This is a genomic window from Luteimicrobium xylanilyticum, assembly GCF_009429125.1.
In the GTDB taxonomy this organism is placed as follows: Bacteria; Actinomycetota; Actinomycetes; order Actinomycetales; family Cellulomonadaceae; genus Luteimicrobium; species Luteimicrobium xylanilyticum.
This window is the reverse complement of the sequence record NZ_CP045529.1, coordinates 3899881-3920974: the sequence shown is the minus strand read 5'-3', so window position 1 is coordinate 3920974 and position 21094 is coordinate 3899881. Positions and strand designations below refer to the sequence as shown.

At 74.4% G+C, this 21094-nt stretch carries 14 protein-coding genes; 9 read left to right on the top strand and 5 right to left on the bottom strand.

From position 1 onward, the window contains the following. Positions 1 to 24: 24 nt before the first annotated feature. The 4 genes from KDY119_RS17410 (at position 25) to KDY119_RS17395 (ending at position 7070) form a co-directional block, all read left to right on the top strand. Positions 25 to 1491 carry a glycoside hydrolase family 43 protein gene (locus KDY119_RS17410; protein ID WP_051136371.1) on the top strand — a complete coding sequence of 489 codons (1467 nt, stop codon included), beginning with the start codon at positions 25 to 27 and terminating at the stop codon, positions 1489 to 1491. Positions 1492 to 1641: 150 nt separating this feature from the next. Next, positions 1642 to 4203 (top strand): glycoside hydrolase family 31 protein, encoded by a 2562-nt coding sequence (locus tag KDY119_RS17405; protein WP_036947832.1) that lies wholly within the window; start codon positions 1642 to 1644, stop codon positions 4201 to 4203. Between the two features lie 57 nt (positions 4204 to 4260). After that, on the top strand, positions 4261 to 5982 hold the full coding sequence (locus KDY119_RS17400) for an Eco57I restriction-modification methylase domain-containing protein (RefSeq protein ID WP_036947831.1): 1722 nt from the start codon (positions 4261 to 4263) through the stop codon (positions 5980 to 5982). Further along, a complete protein-coding gene (locus KDY119_RS17395; protein ID WP_036947828.1) occupies positions 5979 to 7070 on the top strand; it encodes a BsuBI/PstI family type II restriction endonuclease in 1092 nt (363 codons plus the stop codon). Before KDY119_RS17400 ends, KDY119_RS17395 begins: the two co-directional genes overlap by 4 nt. Positions 7071 to 7077: 7 nt before the next feature. On the opposite strand, the gene KDY119_RS17390 is transcribed toward KDY119_RS17395, so the two are convergent. The 3 genes from KDY119_RS17390 to KDY119_RS18965 all read right to left on the bottom strand — a co-directional run bounded on the left by KDY119_RS17390 (position 7078) and on the right by KDY119_RS18965 (position 10397). Beyond that, the gene (locus KDY119_RS17390) at positions 7078 to 8118 is read right to left on the bottom strand and encodes a phosphotransferase family protein (protein ID WP_051136370.1); all 1041 of its coding nucleotides are present in this window, start codon (positions 8116 to 8118) and stop codon (positions 7078 to 7080) included. A 75-nt stretch (positions 8119 to 8193) separates the two neighbouring features. After that, the gene (locus KDY119_RS17385) at positions 8194 to 8457 is read right to left on the bottom strand and encodes a DUF6457 domain-containing protein (RefSeq protein WP_036947827.1); all 264 of its coding nucleotides are present in this window, start codon (positions 8455 to 8457) and stop codon (positions 8194 to 8196) included. Further along, positions 8454 to 10397, bottom strand: coding sequence for a molybdopterin-binding protein (locus KDY119_RS18965; RefSeq protein WP_194174275.1), 1944 nt, complete (start codon positions 10395 to 10397; stop codon positions 8454 to 8456). Before KDY119_RS18965 ends, KDY119_RS17385 begins: the two co-directional genes overlap by 4 nt. A gap of 224 nt (positions 10398 to 10621) precedes the next feature. Here KDY119_RS18965 and KDY119_RS17375 point away from each other — a divergent pair, with 224 nt between their 5' ends. Both KDY119_RS17375 and KDY119_RS17370 read left to right on the top strand, forming a co-directional pair. After that, a complete protein-coding gene (locus KDY119_RS17375) occupies positions 10622 to 12556 on the top strand; it encodes a heavy metal translocating P-type ATPase (protein WP_153022598.1) in 1935 nt (644 codons plus the stop codon). 159 nt (positions 12557 to 12715) lie between these two features. Further along, complete coding sequence (locus KDY119_RS17370; RefSeq protein ID WP_153022597.1) at positions 12716 to 14155, top strand: FAD-binding oxidoreductase; 1440 nt, start codon at positions 12716 to 12718, stop codon at positions 14153 to 14155. Between the two features lie 13 nt (positions 14156 to 14168). On the opposite strand, the gene KDY119_RS17365 is transcribed toward KDY119_RS17370, so the two are convergent. Further along, a complete protein-coding gene (locus tag KDY119_RS17365; RefSeq protein WP_153022596.1) occupies positions 14169 to 16499 on the bottom strand; it encodes a glycosyl hydrolase family 95 catalytic domain-containing protein in 2331 nt (776 codons plus the stop codon). Beyond that, a complete protein-coding gene (locus tag KDY119_RS17360; protein WP_153022595.1) occupies positions 16492 to 18348 on the bottom strand; it encodes a beta-L-arabinofuranosidase domain-containing protein in 1857 nt (618 codons plus the stop codon). The genes KDY119_RS17365 and KDY119_RS17360 overlap by 8 nt, the downstream gene beginning before the upstream one ends. Positions 18349 to 18619: 271 nt before the next feature. On the opposite strand from KDY119_RS17360, the gene KDY119_RS17355 reads away from it, so the two are divergent. From KDY119_RS17355 to KDY119_RS17345, 3 genes are all read left to right on the top strand, one after another. Further along, positions 18620 to 19045, top strand: a complete 426-nt coding sequence (locus KDY119_RS17355; protein ID WP_227994417.1) for a carbohydrate ABC transporter permease — start codon at positions 18620 to 18622, stop codon at positions 19043 to 19045. Then, positions 19042 to 19956 (top strand): carbohydrate ABC transporter permease, encoded by a 915-nt coding sequence (locus tag KDY119_RS17350; protein ID WP_083890704.1) that lies wholly within the window; start codon positions 19042 to 19044, stop codon positions 19954 to 19956. The genes KDY119_RS17355 and KDY119_RS17350 overlap by 4 nt, the downstream gene beginning before the upstream one ends. 80 nt (positions 19957 to 20036) lie before the next feature. Continuing rightward, a complete protein-coding gene (locus KDY119_RS17345; RefSeq protein ID WP_036947814.1) occupies positions 20037 to 21059 on the top strand; it encodes a LacI family DNA-binding transcriptional regulator in 1023 nt (340 codons plus the stop codon). The last annotated feature ends 35 nt before the right edge of the window (positions 21060 to 21094 follow it).

Genomic DNA, 21094 nt, shown 5'->3' with positions numbered 1-21094 from the left:
GACGTACCGATGAGAGGACGAGCGGTGCCCGCAGCCAACCCGGTTCTCCCGGGATTCTTCCCCGACCCGTCGATCTGCCGCGTCGGCGACACCTACTACCTCGCGAACTCGACGTTCGAGTACGCACCCGGACTGCCGGTCCACGCGAGCCGGGACCTCCAGGACTGGAAGCTGGTCGGCTTCGCGGCCGACCAGGACGACCGGTTCGAGTTCGACCGGATGGCGGACTCCGACGGGCTGTACGCGCCGACGATCCGCTTCCACGACGGCCTCTTCTACGTCGTGTGCACCCGCGTCGGCAAGGGGATCGACGCCAGCTTCATCGTCACGGCCACCGACCCCGCGGGTCCCTGGTCGGAGCCGGTGTGGGTCAAGGGCTCGCGCGGGTTCGACCCCTCGCTGTTCTTCCACGACGGACGGGTCTACTGGTGCGCCACGCGGGCCGTCGAGGACTCCCGGTACTTTGGGGAGTGCGAGGTCTGGGTGCGTGAGATCGACCCCGCGACCGGCGAGCTCCTCGGCGAGGAGACCGTGATCTGGACGGCGGCGAACCGTGACGGGACGTGGTGCGAGGGGCCGCGTCTCTTCGAGCGGAACGGCTGGTTCTACGTGCTGACGGCGGAGGGCGGGACGTTCCGCGACCACGCCGTCGTGATCGGCCGCTCGCGCTCGATCACGGGCCCGTACGAGAACTGCCCCCGGAACCCGGTGCTGACGCACCGCCACCTGGGTCGGGAGTTCCCCGTGCAGAACGTCGGGCACCCGGACTTCGTCGAGGGCGCGGACGGGAGCTGGTCCGCGGTCGTCCTCGCGGTCCGGACGGTCGACGACCGTCACGTGCTCGGGCGCGAGACGTTCGTGACCGACGTCGAGTGGGAGGACGACTGGCCCGTGCTCGCCGCGGGCGTCGGCCACCTCGACGACGTCCGGGAGCGCCCCGTGCACCTCGACGAGCACCCGCCGCGGCTCGGCACCGACGTGCTGACGATCCGGGGCGGTGCGGGCTTCGTGAAAGAGAGCGACGACGGCCTCGTGCTGCGGTCGACCGGCGAGGACGTGACCGGGGCCGGGTCGCCCGCCGCGGTGCTGTACCGTCTGGTGCACCTGCGCGCCGGCGTCGCCGTGTCCTTCGACGACGTCGACCCGCGCGCCCGCGTCGGCCTGCTGTTCCGCCAGAGCGGGGCGTTCAGCGTGCGCCTCGAGGTCGGGGAAGGCCGCGCCCGCGTGCTCGTGCGGCGCGCCGGGGACGACACCGAGGTGGACGCGTGGGCCGTCGAGGACGGTGCGTCGCTCACGATCGAGGCGGACTTCACGCCGGAGGGGCTGCGGTTCCGTACCGGGGCGGACTGGTCGGCGCCGGCGGCCGTGGACGTGCTGTCCTCCGAGGAGGCGGGCGGCTTCGTGGGGACCGTCTGGGGCCCGTACGTGGAGGGAACGCAGGGCGTGGGGGCGACCTTCGTGGGCCGCCGCTACGGCTCCGTGGACGCCTGACTGCGGCCGTCGGACGTCACGCCCACCGACCATGGTGATGTGCACGTCCTCGACGTCGGAAGAGTGCCATCACCATGGTCGGCGCCGGCTGAGGCGGGTGCATCCTTGTTCGGCGGGCCTTCCCGGACCGTCAACGAGGAGACTGGATCCATGCCCGACGACGCCCGCAGCCTCCCCGCCCTGGCGACGGATCCCGTCGCCGACCCGCATGCTGTCGTGCAGGGCGACCGGTACCGCATCACGGTCCTCACGGACGGGCTGGTGCGGCTCGAGTACGCCGAGGACGGTGTCTTCGAGGACCGTGCCTCGACGTTCGCGGTCCGGCGCCGCCTCCCCGTCCCGGCGTTCCGTGTGCTCGACGACGGCCCGAACCTCGAGGTCGTCACCGACCGGTTCCGGCTCGTCTACGACCGGCGGCCGTTCTCGACGAGCGGCCTGTCGGTCGCCGTCCGGGGCGGGGTCACGGTCTACCACTCGGTCTGGCGCTACGGCGAGGAGCTCGGCGACGCCGACGGCACGGTCGCAGGGATGCCCGGGCTCCGCGGCACGGCCCGCACCCTCGACGAGGCCGACGGCGCGATCCCGCTCGAGCCCGGCGTCGTCTCGCGCACCGGGTTCGCCGTGCTCGACGACTCCGCCTCGATGCTGTTCACCGACGACGGCTGGGTCGCGCCGCGCGGTGGTGACCGGGCGGGAGCGGGGGCTGCGTCGTCGGGCAGGCGGGAGGACCTGTACGTGTTCGCGTACGGGACCGACCACGCCGAGGCGCTCCGCGCGTTCTACGCGGTCTCCGGCCCCCAGCCGCTGCTGCCGCGGTTCGCGCTCGGGAACTGGTGGAGCCGCTACCACCCGTACACCGCGGCGTCGTACGAGGCGCTGATCGAGCGGTTCGCGGCCGAGGGCCTGCCGTTCTCGGTGAGCGTCGTGGACATGGACTGGCACGTGGTGGACGTCGACCCGGAGCTCGGCAGCGGGTGGACGGGCTACACGTGGAACCGGTCGCTCTTCCCCGACCCCGCGAAGTTCCTCGCCTGGCTGCACGAGCGCGGACTCCGGGTGACGCTCAACGTGCACCCCGCCGACGGCGTCCGCGCGCACGAGGAGGCGTACGCGGCGATGGCCGCGGCGCTCAGCCGGGACACCTCGCAGCGCGACCCCATCGCGTTCGACGTCACGGACCGCGCGTTCCTCGAGGCGTACTTCGCGGTCCTGCACCGCCGGCTCGAGCGCGACGGCGTCGACTTCTGGTGGCTCGACTGGCAGTCCGGCCCGCACTCGCGCGTCGCAGGCATCGACCCCCTGTGGACGCTCAACCACTTCCACTTCCTCGACAACGCGCGTCCGCGCGAGGCGGCCCGGACCGCGGACGGCCGGGCCGTGCGTGACGACCGGCCGCTCACCTTCTCCCGGTACGCCGGGCCCGGGTCGCACCGCTACCCGGTCGGCTTCTCGGGCGACGCCGTGATCTCGTGGGCGAGCCTCGACTTCCAGCCGTACTTCACGGCATCGGCGGCGAACATCGGGTACGGCTGGTGGTCGCACGACATCGGCGGGCACTTCCACGGCGCCAAGGACGACGAGCTCGCGACCCGCTGGTTCCAGCTCGGCGTCCTGTCGCCGATCATGCGGCTCCACTCGGGCGCCAACGCGTTCATCACCAAGGAGCCGTGGTCGTTCGGCGCGGAGGCACGCGAGGTCATGACCGCGTTCCTGCGCCTGCGCCACCGGCTCGTGCCGTACCTGCACGCGATGAACCACCGCGCCGCCTTCGAGGCGACGCCGCTCGTGCGGCCGCTGTACCACCGGTGGCCGCGTCCGGCCGGGACGTACGACGCGCGCAACACGTTCCTCTTCGGGTCCGAGCTCCTCGTCGCGCCGATCACCTCGCCCGCCGACGGCGCCACCCGGCTCGGGGAGGTCCGGACCTGGCTGCCCGCAGGCACGTGGGTCGACGTGCTCGGCGGGAACGTATACGCCGCGCACGACGCCGGCTCCGGCGGCCGCGAGATCGTCCTGCACCGGCCGCTCGCGTCCGTGCCGGTGCTCGCGCCCGCGGGGGCCGTCGTCCCGCTCGACGCCGCAGCCGTCCCCGGCAACGACACGGCGCCTCCCGAGGCGCTCGAGGTGCTGGTCGTCGTCGGGGCCGACGGTGCGTTCGACCTCATCGAGGACGACGGCGGCCCCGTCGCGGGCCCCGACGCCCCCAACGTCGCGCGCACGCCGGTGCGCTGGGTGCAGGCCGAGGGGAGGGCCGTCGTCGGGCCGGTACGCGGGGGATCCGACGGGACCGCCGCGGTGCCCGCGCGCCGGACCTGGACCCTGACGTTCCCGTCGCTGCGGGGGCTCGGGCCCGACGAGCGTGCGGTCGTCACGGTGACCGTCGACGGGGCGCCGGCCGAGGCCGACGTCCGGCGCGTGTCCCTCGCCGCCGACCCCCGCGGGACGGCCCTCGCCGTGACCGTGGCGGACGTGCCTGCGGACGTGGAGGTCGTCGTCCGGCTGGGGGCCGGGACGGCGCTCGACGCGGGCGACCTCGCGGGGCGCGTGTTCGACCTGCTCGACCGGGCGCAGATCGGCTACGACCTCAAGGAGCGGCTGCTCGCCGTCGCGACTGCCGACGAGCCCGTGACCGCCCGCATCTCCCGGCTCCAGGCGCTCGGCCTGGAGCGCCCGCTGGAGAGCGCCCTCGGTGAGCTCCTCCTGGCGCGCTGACCGTGAGTCGGCGTGGACCGCCCGGCGTGTGGGTGCCTGGCGGCTAGGGTTCTCGCCATGGCGGTCGTCACCTTCGCACGGGAGCTCGGGTCCCGAGGCAGCCGCACCGAGACCTCGACCGGTGATCCCGCGAGCACAACGGACGGGGCAGCTGCTTCGGTCCTCGCCGGGGTCCCGGCCTGGTGGCGCGACAGGGCGCGGGCAGCCGGACTGACCGGCCGTTGGCTCGACGTCTTCGAGGCGATCGACGGCCCTCCGCCTCCTGAGATCGTGGAGTCGAGTCCGGTCCGGCTCGACCCTGAGCTCTCGGGCCACGCACTCGGCCACGCGTATGTCGACGCCCTCAGCTCCGGGGTACGCGCGCGGCACGGCAGGCACTACACACCCGCACCGATCGCCGAACGTCTCTGGGCGAGCGCTCGCGCCGCGTGGGGTTGGGCCGAGGCGCCGACGCCGTTGCCGGGTCTCGTTCGTGACCCGGCCGCGGGCGCCGGCGGACTCCTGCTTCCACCGCTGCGCGAGCACCTCGTCGCGACGGCTGACGTCGATCCGGCCGTCGTCCTGGCGGGGCTTCGCCAGCGGATCGAGGGACTCGAGACGGACCCGGCTGCCGCCTGGCTGGGTTCCGTTGTTCTCGGCGCTGAGCTCCTGCCGCATCTTGCGGCGTTGCCGGACTCCCGACGACGCCCCTTGCCAGGCCTCGTGCACCTCGGCGACGGTCTCGCTGCGGCGGCTCCCGCGCGTGCCGTCGTGATGAATCCGCCGTACGGCCGCGTACGCCTCGATCCGACGGACCGCGAGCGTTTCGGACACCTGGTGCGGGGGCACGCCAACCTCTACGCACTCTTCATGGGTCACGCGCTGGCCACGCTCGACGACGACGGGGTCCTGGCGGCGCTCGTGCCCACGTCCTTCACGGCAGGCGCCTACTTCCAGCCGCTCCGTGCGGCGCTTGCGTCCGCCACGTCGCTACGGTCGGTCAGCTGGCTCGCTGATCGGAGCGGGGTCTTCAGCGGTGTGCTCCAAGAGACGTGCATCGCCACCTTCTCGAAGGCTCACACCGACCGCACTGACGTGCGGTCCCTGCACCGTGGCCAGGACGTGATCGCGCGGGTACCCACTCCGCGGACGAGCGGCCCCTGGCTTCTGGCTCGTCGACGCGAGGACTCCGCGACCGCTGAGGCAGCCCAGAAGATGCCGCACACCCTTGGCACGCTCGGGTGGAAGGTCTCGACGGGTCCCCTCGTGTGGAACCGGCGCAAGGACGACCTCGCGTCGGAGCGCGCAGTCGGGCGCCTCCCGATCGTCTGGGGTGCGGACATCGTCACGGGAACGGTCGTCGCACACGGGTCGCGCCGGAGCGTCCGGTACCTGACGCTCCGCGGCGAGCGTGACGCCCGCACGATGGTCCTCGACGGCCCGGCGATCCTCGCCCAGCGCACGACAGCACCGGAGCAGGCGCGGCGTCTCGTCGTCGCCGAGCTGGACGACGACGTGCTCGCCGAATGGGGCGGGTCCGTCGTCGTGGAGAACCATGTCAACGTCCTGCGCCCGGCGGTACCCGAGCCCGTCCTCGACCGTCGGACGCTCTCGGTGGTCCTCGCGACCACGGAGCTCGACCGGGTCTTGCGATCAACTGCGGGCTCGGTCGCCGTCAGCGCCTACGAACTCTCGTCGCTGCCGTTCCCGGGTGACGAGACTCTCGCGTCCTGGAGGGGGCTCGACTCCCACGCGCTCGTCGATGCTGTGCGCGCGGCGTACGCCGGAGCCGAGTCATGAGCCTGCCGGCGGTCGTCGGCCGATCCGAGTGCGAGCGACGACTGCTCCTCGTCTTTCCGCGCGAGACTCATGACACGGTGCTGTCGTCGCCGGTCGCGGCGGCGGCCGTCGCCGCCATGCTCTACGTGGGCGCCGTCGTCGGAGAAGGCGAGGAGCCGACGAAGGACAGCCGAGTCGTGCGCCCGTCGACGTGCCTCTGGATGCAGGACACCGTCCTCGAGGCCAGACAGACGCGCGAGGAACGGGACGAGTGGTTCGGGGCGGCGGCACGGGGCAAGCGAGCGCTCCAGGCTCTCGTGGTGTCGTGGGGGCTGGACTTCGCGCCGTGGTACGGGGACAACTCGCGCGAGACCTTGCGGGACGAGGCGCTCAACGGGCTGCGCCGTTACGGGGCGGTCGGGGCGAGGGCCGACCTGCCCACCACGTCGAGCACGCCGCGGTGGGCGCTGTCCGAGGAGTTCGCCCAGCTGTTCGACCCTCGCCTTGATGACGCAGATCTCGAAGTGGCGATCGATGCGTGGCGTGACCGCCATGTGGCACCGGGGGACCGGCTGCGCATCAGCAGCTTGCGGAAGCGACAGGCTGGTGCGCATCGCGTCAACGTGACGCTCCCCGATGGGGAACACCGTGCGCTCGAGCCCGGTGACGCCTCGCTCTTGCTGCAAGGTGTGATCGAGGAATGGGCAGCCCGTCGGCTCCGCGACCCCGTGGTCCTCACGATCTCGGAGCCTGGGGCGAAGGTCTACGTGACCGACGCTGCGGTGCTCGAAGAGCTCGGTCTCAGCATCTCGGTCGGTGAGTTGCTGCCTGATGCTGTTATCGTCGACATCGGACGGACGCCGCCGGAGTTCTGGGTGGTCGAGGTCGCGGCGACCGACGGGGTCGTCGACGACGACCGCAAGGCTCGGCTCTTCGAGTGGGCGCGTCTTCAAGGCATCGATCCCGGGCAGCTGCGGTTCTTGACCGCGTTCCTGTCCCGCAATCACTCCGTGGCGAAGCGGCGACTCAAGGATCTTGCCGTCGGCTCTCACGCGTGGTTCCTCGACGAGCCGCGACTTGAGCTCTCGTGGGTCGTGCTCGACGACTGACTCCCGGTCAGACGGCGACCGGGCGGGTGGCCAGCCGCCCGACGAGCGTCTCGAGGTTCTGCGCGATGCGGTCGTGGTGCTCCGGGGACGCCGGGCCGCGCGGCCCCTGCTCCACGTGCATCACGAGGTGCAGGTAGAGCCGGTAGAGGCGCAGCCGCGCGGCTTCGTCCTCGGCGGCGGGCGTCCGCGGCTCAGCGAGATCACCGCCGGCGGCGCGGTAGCCCTCGACCAGTGGGGCGGGGATCCCGCCGGTGCCGAACGGGTCGGCGGCCATGAGGTCGAACAGCGGGTCGCCGAACAGCGCGCGCTCGCCGTCGATGAGGCCCGTGACCGTGCAGGTCGCCGGGTCGACGAGCACGTTCCCCGCCCACAGGTCCCCGTGCACGAGGCGTGGGGTCGTGATCCGGGCCAGCGCCGGCTCGCCCCGTACGGCGGCCTCGCGGACCGCGAACGACGGCACCTCGATGCCCCAGCGCGCGGCGTCGTCGAGCACGGCCTCGATCATCGCGGCGAACGCGTCCGGCCAGGTGGTGCGGGCCAGCCCGGCCTCGGGGGCGGGATAGCCGAAGGCAGTGCCCGTCGCCCGGTGGAGCCGGGCGAGCGCGGCGCCGACCTCGCGCTGGACGCGAGCCGTCGTCGCGGCGTCGAGAGGCGTTCCGGCTCGCTCGGCGTCGGTGGCGACGCGGAACCACGGCACACCGGGCACCGCGCTCATGACGACGGCGTCCCCGGGGAAGGCCGTCCGGCTGCGGTCCTCGTGGAGCAGGGCGGGCACCAGGTCCGACGGCGCACCCGGGGTCGCGTGCACCAGGCGCAGGAACGCCGCCTCGGTGCCGATGATGCCGCGCTCGTAGGCGAGCAGGCGGGACGCGTCGGCGGTCCCGGCCTTGACGACGACGCGGCGGCCGTCGTCGAGCGTGACCGCGTGCACGGCGGCGAACAGGCCGCCGGCCAGGCGCTCGCTGGAGACGGGTCGGCCGAGGGGTGCGCAGAGCGCAGCGAGCTGTGCGTCGGTGAGCGCGGGCGTCGGCTGCGGGGGCGTCGTCACCCTGTGAGCGTAGCCATTCCGGGAGGTCTTGTGAAAAACGGACGAAGCGGAGTGATCGCGGTGACTCGGGCGCGCTCAGGCTTCGGCGTCGCCCCAGGCGCGTGCAAAGGCCGCGATCCGGTCGAGCACCGCGCGCGAGTCGGGTGCGTCACCGGTGCTTCGGCCGGCGGCGAGACCCACGACGTAGCCGGCGACGTACGTCGTCAGCGGTGCCGCCGGTCGCACGACGCTGTGCGCCGCGTCGCCCGCCAGGTCGAGCACGGCCTCCACGTCGACGTCGGCGGGGTCGAACCCCACCTCGTCGGCGAGCGCCTGCAGCCAGTCGTCGAGCTCCTTCACGATGACCTCCTCGGGTCGTCCGTACGGTCGGGGTTCTCCGGGCCGCCGGGGGCGAGCGCGGCCGCGAGCCTGGCCGCATCGTCCCACGTGTCGACGTCGTCGCTCAGGGCGTCCGGGTCGGCGACCTCGGTGCAGCGGAGCCCTGCCACGAGCGACCGCACGCTCGCGCCCGCGAGCCCGTCCGTGCCGTCCGTGCCAACCGCCAGGCTGGCCAGCGCGCGCTCGAGCGGCTCCCGTGCGTACATCCCGACGAGCCACTGGGGGCGTCCGTCGCGCACGAGGTAGGCGCCGTCGTGGGCCCCGGGGTCTTGCACCGCGGCGAGCAGCAGCGGGACGGCGTCGTGCGCGCGCGGAACGTCGCACGCCAGGACGAGCACGGGTGCCGCGGAGCCGCCCGGCTCGGGCCGGGGGAGGGCGGCCAGCCCAGTGGCGAGGCCGGCGACCGGACCCCCGAACGGCGGGTCCTCGCGCACGATCGTGACACCGTCGCGCGCGAGCTCCGGCGGCCCGACGACGACCGTCCGCCGGGCGCCCCGCGTCGCCGTGAGCGCGTGGTCGAGCAGGGTCCGGCCCGCGAGCGTCACGCCGGGCTTGGGCACCCCGAGCCGCTGCGCCCGCCCGCCCGCGAGCACGACGGCGTCGAACACCACGCCCGGTTCGGCGCTGCCTGTCCGCGGTCGGCCGGCGGTGAACCTGCGCACCGGGACCCTGTCGCCCGGGTGCACCTCGACGACGTCCGCCGGCACGACGGCGAGCCCGTCCGCGAGCGCCAGCGCGGACAGCCGGTGGCCGTCGCCGACGGGCGCCACCCGGCCGTCGTCGTCGGTCCGGACCGGGACGAGCTGCTGACGGTCCCGGGGGGAGCGCCAGCCGCCGGCGACGACGCGCTTCTCGGCCGCGCCGTCGGCGTCGCCTGCGAGCCCCCGCAGACGCGTGAGCATCGGTCGGACGAAGAGCTCGAACGACGCGTACGCGCCGGTCGGGTTGCCCGGTGCCGCGAGCCACGGCACCCCACGCCACCGGGCCAGGGCCTGCGGCTTGCCGGGCTGCATGCCGACGGCGGCGACGTCCACGTCGGACGCGCCGGTGCCCGGCCCGGGCGGGGCCGCGAGGAGGGTGCGGACGACGTCGTGCGCGCCGACGCTCACGCCGCCCGTCGTGACGATCAGGTCGGCTCCCGCCGCGACGGCGTCGTCGAGCGCGGCGGCCAGGGCCTCGGGGGTGTCGGGGACGCCGCCCGTGCGCAGCGCGCGGGTTCCCGTGTCGCGGACAGCCCCCGCGACGAGCACCGAGTTGGAGTCCGGAATGCGGCCGGGGCCGAGGGGTGCGCCGGCGGGGGTGAGCTCGTCGCCCGTCGACAGGACCGCGACGACGGGCGCGCGGTGGACGGCGAGCGTCGCGTGGCCCAGGGCCGCGGCGAGGGCCGCGAGCCGCGCGGTCACGACGGTGCCGGCGGGTGCGACGACTTCCCCCGCCGCGACGTCCTCGCCGCGACGACGGACGTGCGCACGGTCGTCCGGGGTGAGCGCGGGGACGGTGACGTCGGCGGCGTCGGGGCGGGCGCCGTCGTCGGGCGTGAACGTGCCGGTCGAGGTCCGCTCCACGGGCACGACGACGTCGGCCCCCGCGGGCACGGGGGCACCCGTCATGATCCGGACCGCCTCGCCCGTGGCGACGGCGCCGACCCGAGCCGATCCCGCCGCGACCTCTCCGACCACCCTCAGCGTCGCGGCGGTGCCGGCGTCGGCGCGGCGCAGCGCGTACCCGTCCATCGCGGCGGCGTCGAAGGGGGGCAGGTCGAGCAGCGCGACGAGGTCGCGGGCGAGGACCGCCCCGACGACCTCGTCGAGCGGCAGGTCGACCACGGGCAGCGGCTCGACGAGCGCGACCGCACGGCGCGCGTGCTCGTCGACGGGACGCAGCGGGGCGGGGGAGTCCACGGCCCCACCGTAGGCCGGGCGGGCGCCGCTCACCCTGGCGCCATGCGCGCTGCGCGCGGAAGCGTGCGGCCGCGCGACTGCGCTCGGCGGGCCGCGGACCCCGGCTTCGGCGTCTCGGGGCGCGACGGGGTGGCCGGATCGGGTGTGCGGGAGGCAAGCCTCAGCACACTAAGGCAAGGCTTGGTTTGCTAGCGGCAAACATTCAGGAAAGCCAGACTGGGGGGATGGCTCAACCCTCCAGCGGGAACCTGCCCCACCTGCTCCGGCGGTACCCGCTCGTCGCGGCTACGGTCGCCGTCGGGCTCGTCACCGCCGGGCTCTGGCTCACCGGCGCCGACGACGCCGCCCGCTGGCTCGGCTCCGGCTTCGCGCTCCTCGTCGCGGTGCGCCAGGCGTGGGACATGCTCCGCGACCTCGTGCACGGCACCGTCGGCCTCGACGTGCTCGCCGTGATCGCGATCGTCAGCACCGTCGCCGTCGGCGACTGGGCGGCGGCGCTCGTCGTCGTCCTCATGCTCACGGGCGGCGAGGCGCTCGAGGACTACGCGGGAGCCCGCGCGTCGGCGGAGCTGGAGGCCCTGCTCGCGGGCGCACCCCAGGACGCCACGCTCGACGACGGCGGCTCGCTCCGCCGGGTGCCCGCGGCCGACGTCCGGGTCGGGGACGTCGTGGTGGTGCGGCCCGGCGAGGTCGTGCCGGTCGACGGGACGCTCGCGTCGGCGTCGGGCGTGTTCGACGAGTCCTCGCTCACGGGCGAGCCGCTGCCGGTGACGCGGACCGAAGGCGACGGCGTGCTGTCGGGCTCCGTGGTCGGCGCCGACCTCGTGCGCGTGCGCGCGACCGCGACCGCAGCCCGGTCCCAGTACCAGCAGATCGTCGACCTGGTGCGGGGAGCGGCGGAGAGCCGCCCCGAGTTCGTGCGCCTCGCGGACCGGTGGTCCGTGCCGTTCACCGTCGTGTCCCTGCTGATCGCGGGGACGGCCTGGGCGGTCAGCGGTGACGGGACGCGGTTCGCGCAGGTGCTCGTGCTCGCGACCCCGTGCCCGCTGCTCATCGCCGCCCCGGTCGCGTTCCTGTCCGGCACGAACCGCGCCACGCGCCACGGCATCATCGTCAAGACCGCCGCGACGCTCGAGAGGCTCGCGCGCGTCCGGACCGTCGCGCTCGACAAGACCGGCACGCTCACGCGCGGGGCGCCCCAGGTCGTGCGGGTCGTGCCCGCGGCCGGGCGCTCGGAGGGTGAGGTGCTGCGTCTTGCCGCGAGCGCCGAGCAGGCGTCCGCCCACGTGCTCGCGCACGCGGTCGTCGCCGCGGCCCGCTCGCGTGGTCTCGCCCCCGCCGCGGCCGACGGGCTGCGCGAGGTCGTCGGCAGCGGCGTCGAGGCCCGGGTGCGCGACGCCGGCACCGCGCGCTCCGTCGTCGTCGGGAAGGCCGCGTACGTCGGGTCGGTGGCGCCGGACGCCGCGGCCCCGACGCTGCAGCCCGGCGAGCTCGCGGTCCTCGTCGCCGTCGACGGCGCGTACGCCGGTGCGGTCGTGCTCGCCGACGCCGTGCGGCCGGACGCCGCCGACACGGTCCGCGACCTGCGCGCGGGCGGCGTCGACCACGTCATGATGCTCACGGGCGACGGCGAGACCACGGCCCGCCAGGTCGCGACCGAGGTCGGCATCGACGACGTGCGCGCCGGTCTCCTGCCCGTGGGAAAGGTGGCCGCCGTGTCGTCGGCCCGCCCGCGGCCCGTCCTCATGGTCGGCGACGGCGTCAACGACGCGCCCGTCCTCGCCGCCGCCGACGTCGGCGTGGCGATGGGCGCGCGCGGCTCGACAGCGGCGTCGCAGTCCGCGGACGTCGTCCTGCTCCACGATCGCGTCCGGGACGTGGCGCGCGCGACCCGGATCGCCCGCGACACCGTGGGCATCGCGAAGCAGAGCATCTGGCTGGGCATCGGGCTGTCCGTCGTGCTCATGCTGGTCGCGGCGTTCGGCGTGATCCCCGCGGTGATCGGTGCGCTCGTGCAGGAGACCGTCGACCTCGTCGCGATCCTCAACGGGCTGCGCGCCCGCGGCCGCGCCGACGTCGTGCCGCTCCCTGCCTCCGTACCTGCGCCGTCGGCGCCCCTCCGCGAGCTCCCCCGCCAGCGCGCCACCCTCGCGAAGTAGGCCTCCTGGCGGGTTGCTTCGCGAGGTACCCCGCGAGGAGGCCTGGTTCGGCGGTGGGTGAGATCCCGGGCCGCTGTATCGCGCTGCGGCCCGCCCCCCTCTCGAACCGGTATGCGCGTGCGACCGCACAGCGCGACCACAGCACCGAGAGGACGACCGATGACGTTCCCCACGACCGGGACCCCCGGCACCACCGCCCCCAGCCGGGACGCCCGCGCCGCGACGTTCGCGGCCGCCGTCGCCGCGCAAGGCTCCGACGCCTCCGTCCACACCGCCGGCTCCCCGACGTACGACGGCGCCCGCCTCCCCTGGAACGTCGCGGTCGACCAGCGGCCCGCGGTCGTCGTCGAGCCGCGCACCGCCGACGACGTCGCGGTCGCCGTCCGCGCGGCCCGCGCGTCGGGCCTGCGGGTCGCCGCCCAGGGCACGGGGCACAACGCGGGGCCGCTCGCCGTGCAGGACCTGAGCGACGTCGTCCTCGTCCGCACGGGCGCGCTCGACGACGTCACGATCGACGCGGCGGCCCGTGTCGCCCGGGTCGGGGCGGGCGCCGTCTGGGAGTCCGTGATCGAGGCCGCGTCCCGCTACGGGCTGACGGCGCTGCACGGGTCGTCGCCCGACGTCGGCGTCGTCGGCTACACGCTCGGTGGGGGCACGTTCGTCTACTCGCGGGCGCTCGGGCTCGCGTGCAACAGCCTGGTCGCGGCGGAGCTCGTGCTCGCCGACGGCTCCGCGGTCCGCGCGTCGGCCGACGAGAACCCCGAGCTGTTCTGGGCGCTGCGCGGCGGCGGCGGGAGCTTCGGCGTCGTGACGGCGCTCGAGCTGGAGCTGTTCGAGCTGCCCACCGTGCAGGCCGGCATGCTCCTGTGGGACGGCTCGCGCGCCGACGACGTCCTCCACGCCTGGGCCGCCTGGGCGACCACGGCGCCTGACGAGATCACCACCAGCCTGCGCCTGCTCAACCTCCCGCCCCTGCCCGACCTGCCGCCGTTCCTGCGGGGCCGCAAGGTCGTCGCGGTCGACGGCGCCGTCCTCGACTCCGACGAGCGCGCCGCCGAGCTCCTCGCCCCGCTGCGGGCGCTCGAGCCGGAGCTGGACACGTTCGGGCGGGTCCCGGCGAGCGCCGTCGTGCGCCTGCACATGGACCCCGAGGGCCCGACGCCGTCCGTGTCGGACTCGGTGCTCGTCGACGAGCTGCCCGACGACGCGATCGACGCGATCCTCGAGGCGGCCGGGCCGGAGTCCGGGACGAGCCTGCTCGCGGCCGAGGTCCGCCAGCTCGGGGGTGCCGTAGGCCGGCCCGCGCCCGACGGCGGCGCGCTCACCCACCTCGACGGGGACTTCCTCGTGTTCGGGGTCGCGGTGGCGCCGACACCCGAGGTCGCCGCGCGGGGCCGCGAGGACGCCGCCCGGCTGGTCGACGCGGTGCGCCCGTGGTCCCGCGGACGCACCTACCTCAGCTTCTCCGAGGTGACGACCGCCTCGACCTCTGCGTACGACGACGCCACGCTCACCCGGCTGCGCGACGTCCGCGACGCCGTCGACCCGGAGCGCCGGATCGTCGCGAACCACCCGGTGGGGGAGCGTCGCGCGGCGTGACGGCGGTGCGTCGTCACCACACGACGTCGTAGGTGCGGCCCGGCTCGGTGTCCCAGGCCAGGTGAGACCGGCCGGGGACGGACGCCGGCAGGACGTCGACGGGGACGGGCACGCCGTCGACGGTCACCGTCGGCGCGCTCGGCGCGGCCGGGACGTCGAGCGTGACGCGGCCGCCGATCCCGCCGGTCAACCGCGCGCGGACGGGGCGGCCGCCGGACCACTCCGCGTCGACCACGTGTCCCTCGCGCGTGCGCAGCCCACGGAACCGGCCGTCGTCCCAGCTCTCGGGGAGGGTCGGGAGGAGCGCGACGAACCCCTCGTGGCTCTGCAGGAGCAGCTCCGCGACGCCGGCAGCGCCGCCGAGGTTCCCGTCGATCTGGAAGACGGCGCCGGGGGGCTCGTCGACCGGGTGCAGGTCGAGCAGGGACGTGGAGCACAGCGGACCGAGGAGGGTGTCGAGGGAGGACCGGGCCAGCTCGGGCTCGCGCAGCCGCGCCGCGAGGCACAGCACCCACGCCCGGCTCCACCCGGTGCCCCCCGATCCGGCGGCCAGCCGGGCGTGCAGGGCGCGCCGCGCAGCGGCGAGGGCGGCGGGTGTCCTCGCCGCGGTGATCCGGGTGCCGGGGTACAGCCCGTACAGGTGGGACAGGTGGCGGTGCCCGGGTTCGTCGGGCTCGCGCGCGTCGGCCCACTCGAGGAGGAGCCCGTCGTCGCCGACCTGCGGCGCCCGGAGCCGCGCGAGGGCGTCCGCGGCCCGTGCCCGGCGCCCGGCCTCGGGCGGAGGCACCGCGCCGCCCGGTGCGGGCCGGGGAGGCCGGGCGACGTAGCGGGCCAGGACCTCGTGGACGAGCTCCTGGTCCAGGGTCGTCCCCGCGGACACCGCGGCCCGCCCGCCGGACGGCGTGACGAACAGGTTCTCGGGCGACGTCGACGGGCTGACCACGAGGTCCCCGTCCGGGTGCGCGACGAGCATGTCGAGCGCGAAGTCGACCGCCGCCGCGTCGACGTCGGCGTCGTCGACCTGCGACGACAGCCACCACAGCGCCGACGGCCAGCTCCCCCAGCGGGCGGGCAGCGGCACGGGCGCGGCGAACCGCCACAGGTCGCTGTTGTGGTGGACCGCCGCGCCGGAAGCGCCGTAGTAGCGCCGGGCCACGTCGCGCCCGGCGTCCGCGAGGTCCCGCACGAGCGCGGCGAGAGGCTCCGTGAGCTCCCCGAGCCCGTACACGTCGGCGGGCCAGTAGGCCATCTGCACGTTGATGTTCGTCGTGTAGTTGCAGCTCCAGGCGGGCCGTACCTCGGTGCTCCAGATCCCCTGGAGCGTGGCCGCCTGCGTGCCCGGCCGGGAGCACGCGATCAGGAGGTAGCGGCCGAGGTTGGCGTAGCGCGCATCCCTCTCCGCCCGGCCGCGCAGCGCGACCTCGGCCCGGTCGTACCAGCCGCGGTGCTCGGCCCGGTGGTCCTCGAGGAGGGCCGCGGTGGGGCGCGCGAGGGCGGCCTCGACGGTCGCCCGGCCGGCGCGCGCGAGCGCGGACAGGTCTGCGCTCGGCCGCTCCGCGTGGCCGCGGAAGCCGGCGACCACGGTCGCGACGAGGCGCGTGCGGTCGCCCGTCCGCCCGGTCGCAGCGACGACGGCGAACCCCATGCCCGCGTCGACGAGGCCGTCGTCGTCGGGCGGGTCGTCCGCGTACCGGACCGGATCGGCGACGTCGCCGACGTAGCTCGGCACGACCTCGGCCGGCACGCGGCCCGTCGCGACGAGCCACTGCGTGCCGTCGGCGTCGACCGCGCGCTCGACCCGCGTGCCCGGGTGCGGGCCCTCGTACGCGAGCCCCGGCCGGCCGGCCGTGCCGCGGGCCTCCGCGACGAGCACGCCGTCGGGGGCGCTGACGAACGCCCGGCACTCGACGGTGGCCTCGTCCTCCCCGCTGCCGCCCACGCGGTACGCCACGCGGGCGACGGCGTCGTCGAGCGCGAGCCGCCGCTCGTAGCCCGCGGCGTCTGCGGGCCCGTAGGTCCAGCCGAGCTGCCCGGCCGGTTGGTAGGACGCGCTGAAGCGGTGCCCGTGCAGCTCCTCCGCGAGGCGGTCGGCGTCCTCGAACCGGCGCTCCGCGACCGCGGCGCGCAGCTCCTCCAGGGCGGCCGGCCGGTCCGGTCCGTCGACGACGTCGCCGTGCCCGGCGGGGCCGCCGGACCAGAGCGTGTCGGCGTTGAGGTCGAAGCGCTCGGTGCCGGGGGTTCCGTGCACCGCCGCGCCCAGGCTCCCGTTCCCGAGGAGGAACGCGTCGAGGAAGCTCGCCGCGGGGGAGGGCAGGACGAGCGTGTGCGCCGCGCGGTCAGTCATGGGTCGGGAAGTAGACGGAGTACGGCTCGTCGGCGACCTCGTGCAGGGGCCGTAGCCGGAGCGTCCGGCTCTGCCCGGCGACGCGCCACGTGCGCCGCCACTCGCCCCAGTGGCGTTCGTCGTCGGGCCGGAGCAGGTCGGCCGGGGCGCGTCCCTCGAGCGCGAGGACCGGCTCGCGGTCGCACTCGGCGGCGAGCACGACGGGGCCGTCGACGAAGGCGACGGTCGTGGGCTCGTCCGGGATCGGCACGGCGCGCACGGCGCTCGGCAGCCACAGCCGCACCTGCTCGCCGCACCACGCCCGGACGAGCGTGACGAAGCCGTCGACGACGGCGGTGGCCTGCTCCACGCCGTCGACCGCGACCTGCACCTCGCCCGCGGTCCACTCGGGCACGCGCAGCCGGAGCGCGACCTCGCGACCGGCGGCGTCCACGGTGACGAGCGCCTCCCAGCCGGCGGGCCGGTGCCGGCTCCCGGCCGCGGCGTCGTTCGCGTCGAACCCGGGCGCGTGGACGTGCTCCCCGAGCTCGAGCACGACGGTCAGGGGTGCGCCGTCGAGGTCGGCCCGCAGCGTGGCCGGCCGGTACTGGGCGACGACGACGCTCGCGCTGGTGTCCGCCGACGGGCCACCCAGGTAGAAGCCGCCCAGGTAGAACACGCCCTCCGCGTGCCGCGTGTGGGCCTGGGCGAGCGTGCCGTGGCAGCACCAGAAGTGCTCGGTCGGCGACCCCCACGCCTTCCTCGCCCCACCGGCCAGCGGCAGGAAGTACGCCACCATGCCGGTCCGCGGGTGCTGCTGGGCCAGCAGCCCGTTGTAGGCGTTGAGCTCGACGAAGTCGAGGTAGGCGACGTCACCCGACCAGCGGAAGAGGACGTCGGCGAGCCGCGTCATGTTGTAGACCGTGCAGTGCTCCTGGTTCTTCTCGCCGCGCCGGGCGGCGAGCTCGAACGGGGGCGTCCAGATCTCCCCGGACGTCTGGCCACCCGTGCAGAAGGTCCCCCGGTCCGTCACCGCGCAACGCCAGTAGGCCTCGACGACCGCGCGCCACCGGTCGTCCCCCGTGACCTCGTAGGCGCGGGCGGCCCCGAGCACCTCCGGGATCGTCGTGTTCGCGTGCCGGTTGGTGAGGGGGTCGCCACCCGCCAGGAGCGTGTCGAAGAGGGGCGCGTGCCAGTAGCGGTCGAGCAGGACCCGGAAGCGGTCGTCGCCGGTCAGGTCGAGGAGGTCGGCCCAGGCCTCGAGCATCCCGCCCGTCTCGACCTCGAGCACCGCCGCCAGCCGCTCGGGCTCGAGCGCGGCGGTCCAGCGGTCGAACCAGGCCGCGGCGCGCACCGCGACGTCGAGGGCTTGCCGGTCACCGAGCTCCCTCGCGGCGTCGACCAGGCCCATGAGGGTCTTGTGGGCGACGTACTGGGGCGCCCAGACGGGCCTGCCCTGGGCGAGGTGGTCGAACAGCCGCGGCGAGACGGCGAACGCCCACTCGCCCCCGTTGCTCTCCTGGCACGCGGCGATCCCGTCCACGACGGCGCGCACCCGGGCGGCCAGCACCGGGTCACCCGTGACGGCGACCTCGCGGGCGGCCGCGGAGAGCCAGTGCCCGACGAAGTGCCCCCGCATGGGCGATCCCGGCGACTCCCAGCCCCAGTGCCGGTCGTCCCCGACCGGACCGTCGCCCCGCAGGATCGTCGAGCGTCCGGCGAGGCCGGCCTCGATGCGGTGGTTCTGCAGGAGGTTGTCCACCTCGAGGCTCAGCAGGTAGTCGCGACCGAGCCGGTGCCGGTCCTCGAAGAGGCCGTGGTCCAGGCGGACCGAGCCGAGGTCCACGTGCTGGTAGGCCGGGTGGTCCATGTCGCTCCGTCGGGTGTCGGGTGCAGACGGCGATGTCCGTCGACACCTTAGGAGCGCGACCGCTTGAGTGCAACGTTGCAGAGCAATGTTCCCAGCCCTCTTGCGTCGTCGGGGTGGCTCGTGCTTGAGTGCTTGCAACGTTGCAAGCCCCCGTCGGAGCGGGCTCGCAGCGCCGGTGCCGCGACGACGCGGCGTCGATGACGGTTTCCGCACTGGAGAGGAAGCATCGTGAGAACGCACAGTCGACTGCTGTCCGGCACTGCTGCCGCTCGTGATCGCGGCGATGGTGGTCTGGCGCTGGTCCGGGTACACGACGCTGCTCTATCTCGCAGGGCTGCAGGCGATCCCGCGCGAGCTCTACGAGGCGGCGTCCGTCGACGGCGCCGGGGGGTGGCGGCAGTTCACCTCCATCACCATCCCGTCGTTGCGGCCGGTCATCATCTTCACCGTCATCACCTCGACCATCGGGGGCCTCCAGATCTTCACGGAGCCGCTGCTGGTCAACCCGACGCCGCCGCTCACCTGCGGGGCCGCACGCCAGTGCCAGACGCTCACGCTCTACCTGTACGAGCAGGCCTTTGGCGACTTCAAGTTCGGCTACGGCGCGGCGATCGGGGTGGCGTTGTTCGCGATGGTCGTGCTCGTCGCGGCCATCAACTTCGCGCTCTCCACCCGGCTCAAGGGGGCGCGGTCATGAGCGACACCGCGACGCGCACAGGGCACCGGACCGCGGCCGACCGCACCACGGCTGCGGTGCCTACCCCGCCGCAGGCCCGACGTCGGCGCCGGGTCGGAAGAGTCCGCTGGTGGGTCTACGCCCTGCTGGGCGTGGCGTCCCTGGCCTGTGTCTTTCCGCTCTACTGGATGTTCGTCGTCGCCTCGACCGACACCGCGGCCGCGAGCCAGCTGCCGCCGCGCCTCGTGCCCGGCGGGAACTTCCTGCACATGGCCCACCTGGTCTTCTCGACGGTCCCCTTCGTGCGCTCGATCGTCAACAGTGTCGTGATCGCCCTCACCATCGGCGTCGGGCAGGCGGTCCTGTGCGCGCTCGCGGGCTTCGCCTTCGCGAAGCTCACGTTCCGGGGACGCAACGCGCTGTTCCTCGTGGTCCTGCTGACGATGACGGTGCCCGCGCAGCTCTCGGTGATCCCCCAGTACATGATCACGACCTGGCTGGGCTGGGTCGACACGCTCCAGGGGGTCGCCGTGCCGGGCCTCGCGAGCGCGTTCGGGATCTTCTGGATGCGGCAGCACATCGCCTCGACGATCGACGACGAGCTGATGGGAGCCGCGCGGATCGACGGTGCCGGGTCGTGGCAGATCTTCTGGCGGATCGCCTTCCCCATCGTGCGGCCCGCGGCCTTCGTCCTCGGGCTCCTCGGCTTCGTGACGAGCTGGAACGACTTCCTGTGGCCGTTCATCGTCCTCAAGTCGCCCGAGAACTACACGGTGCAGATCGCCATCCAGGCGCTCCAGAAGAGCTACACCGTCGATCTCGGGCTGGCCATGGCCGGTTCGTTCCTCGCCACGATCCCGCTGCTCGTCGTGTTCTTCGTCGTCGGCAGGAGGCTCGTGGGCGGCATCATGGACGGGGCGTTCAAGGGGTGACGACGCCGTGACCACAGCACTGCCGACGCCGGGCCGGGGACGGGCCCGGCACGAGTGCCGCACCGAGCGGAGGAGAACGCATGGCCACGACGCTTCGTGACGTCGCCAAGCTCGCAGGAGTCTCGTTTCGTACCGTCTCCAACGTCGTGAACGGCTACGCGCCGGTGAGCGACTCGACGCGGGCCAAGGTCGAGGCAGCGATCGAGGAGCTCGGATACCAGCCCAACCACATGGCGCGCACGCTGCGGCTGGGACGCAGCAACATGCTGGGGCTCGCCGTGCCGCGGCTCGCCGAGGGGTACTTCGCCGAGCTGGCGTCCGAGATCATCGACGTCGCGCGCGAGCGCGGGTACGTCGTCCTGACCGAGCAGACGGGAAACACCCGGGCGCTCGAGCTCGACGCCCTCCGAGGAGCTCGGCGTCAGCTCACCGACGGTCTCATCATCGCCCCGGTGGTCCTCTCCAGCGAGGACGTCGAGCAGTTCGAGACGGAACGCCCGGTGGTCGTCCTCGGCGAGAACGTGTTCTCACCGCGGCTCGACCACGTCACCATGCGCAACGTCGCGGCCGCGCGGGCGGCGACGGAGCACCTGCTGCAGCTCGGCCACCGACGGATCGCCGCGATCGGCAGCACCGAGCCGGGAGCCCCCTCGGTCGGAACCGCAGTGCTCAGGCTCCAGGGCTACCGCGAGGCGTTGCACGGGCACGGCCTCGAGGTCGACGAGGCGCTCGTCCGGAGAGTCGGCCAGTGGGGCAGAGAGGACGGGGCGCGAGCTGTCCGCGAGCTGCTCGACGGGTCGGTCGACTTCTCCGCCGTCTTGGCCGTCACCGACATGCTCGCGATGGGTGCGGCGCACGAGCTGGAGGCGTCCGGTCTCCGCGTGCCCGAGGACGTGTCCGTGATCGGCTTCGACGATCTCACCGAGGGTCAGTACACCGCGCCACCGTTGACGACCGTCGACGCGGGACGCCGCAGCATCGCCGAGGTCGCGGTCACCCGGCTCGTGGACCGGATCGAGCGGCCCGGTGGGCCGCCCCTCTTCTACGAGGCCGACTTCCGCATCGTCGAGCGGCAGTCGACCGCGCGCCGTCGAGACGCCTGACGCGCACCCCACTCACCTGATCGAACGTGACTGCA